This window comes from Lentzea atacamensis, from assembly GCF_003269295.1.
Taxonomy (GTDB): domain Bacteria; phylum Actinomycetota; class Actinomycetes; order Mycobacteriales; family Pseudonocardiaceae; genus Lentzea; species Lentzea atacamensis.
On the sequence record NZ_QLTT01000025.1, the window covers coordinates 1 to 1,900 of the forward strand.

The following is a 1,900-nucleotide window of genomic DNA, read 5'->3' on the forward strand; positions in this document are numbered from 1 at the left end:
GGTCAGCGTTAGCGTGTCGAGCCCAATTCCCAAGCAGTAGGGCGAAACTCGATCCTCAGCCCGCGCCTTTTCGAGCGTCCTGTAAAGCGACCATTCTTCATAGTTGATCGGCTCACCCTGGCTGCCGTCGCGCTCTGGTTCGCCCAGTAGCTCTTCAGAGTACTCCCGAACCATGTTGCGCCAGAGGTCAAAGTCGTTCGTGGTGTCCCAGGCTGCAACGCTTGAGGGCTGAAATTCGCCCGCCGGAATGAGGCCATAGATTCCGGCCGCCGTCGCCACCTTTGCAGGATCCCGCCAGTGCAGCAGGAACGTTGCGCGTCCAGTGTCGCGCTGCCGCCGCAGAGTGAGAGTCTCGATCGCAGGCATGACTGCCCTGCGCCTCAAGTCGAACGGGTCGCCAATTAGCGCACGGAGCGGCAAAGCCGACCAATCCGGCACCTCGTCTGCCGGGCCTTCCCGCACAACCTCCGCCAATTCATGGGCCGCAGCTTCCGACGCGTCCAGCTTGTCGAAGTATGTCCCCAGACCGAAGTCCAGCCACGCATCACCCGACCGCAGATTTGCCCCTAGCAACCGATAGCTAGCGCGGTTTTCAAACAGCGATGGACGGTCAAGGTATCGAATCGCCGAGGTATAACGCTCAAACCTGCGACCCGGCGCACGCAGTGGCAACACACTTGCCGCCTCTGGCTCACCTCCAGTGACTTCGATCGGCACACGATCATCCGTCCAGCGCAGCTCGACATCCTCAAGAGGAATTGGCCTTTCAGGCATCCATTCAGGCTTTGCCATGAAAGTCACATCATCGCCTACATGAAATTCCCGGCTGTAGAGTTTCTTGGCCAACTGCGCCAGCTCGCCTCGGTGCCGATTCAGGTAGCGGCGACCACGCTTCCAATCGCCCTGGCTCACCTCGACAGGGTTGGCCGCATCCACGAGAGCGCCGGTAGAAGGTGGTGCAACAGGCTGCAACAGCTCCTGTGAGACTCCGACATGACTAGGCGGAATGTTCAACCGGTTGGCGATGCGCAACAGGGTCTCAAGATCCCGCACCTGACGCTGTCCGGTTTCGATCTTTGAGACATAGGACTGATCGAGGTTCAGCAGCTTCGCCAGGTCGCCCTGGTTGAGACCGTTGGCCTGTCGGTACTCCTTCAGCACTTCTGCCAGGAGGCCCGTGTTGAGACCTGCCTCGGACGTCGGCCTGGACAGCCACTGTCCATCGGTTTCCATCTACTCCCCTGCCTCTTGTTTGTCGCCTGACCTGCACTTATGCCAGGCAGTCATTCCAAGCGCGTGGTAGGACAACCAGTCTTTGGACACCAGGTACCCGCCGAACAGATGCTGATTGCATGAAAGCCAGCAACAGCAGCCAACACGGCGACACCAGCCACTCACTCCACAGGCAAGCGACGCTCGATGTCTGCGAGTCGGCCGCTGATCTCGTGGAGCAACCGCAGGACCTCCCCGAGGTCGCCGGACCTGGTGGGTGGCAACGGTTCCGCAAGATCAGCGGGGTTCAGATCACTTCGGACGAACGTTCCACTACCCGGCCGGACGACCACGATGTCCTTGTCCCGCAACATGTTCAGCGCGCTTCGCACCGTGCCAACCGCCACGCCATAGGTCTCAGCGAGCACATGCAGCGCGGGGAGCTGGTCGCCGGGCGCGTACTCACCAGCGCCGATCGCTCTGGTGATCAGGTCAACCACCTGCAAGTACGGCGGTCGTGCGTCGTTCGGGTCCCGTTTTCCCATGTCAACCAGCCTACCGTCACCGTTCCAACCGTTCCAGACATGCACCTGTTGACAGGGTGGCACGCATTGGCTAGCGTTGCCCCCATCGCAGTCATCGCAGGAGTTGCAGGCGGGACAGCGGCAGACAGCAGAAAGCCCCGGCG

At 61.0% G+C, this 1,900-nt stretch carries 2 protein-coding genes; both read right to left on the reverse strand.

What is annotated here, in order from left to right; translation table 11 throughout:
- Positions 1 to 1,233, reverse strand: a 1,233-nt coding sequence (locus C8D87_RS44930) for a helix-turn-helix domain-containing protein (RefSeq protein WP_112232830.1), incomplete at its 3' end; no start/stop codon positions are given.
- A 161-nt stretch (positions 1,234 to 1,394) separates the two neighbouring features.
- On the reverse strand, positions 1,395 to 1,757 hold the full coding sequence (locus C8D87_RS44935) for a GntR family transcriptional regulator (protein ID WP_112232828.1): 363 nt from the start codon (positions 1,755 to 1,757) through the stop codon (positions 1,395 to 1,397).
- Between the last annotated feature and the right edge of the window lie 143 nt (positions 1,758 to 1,900).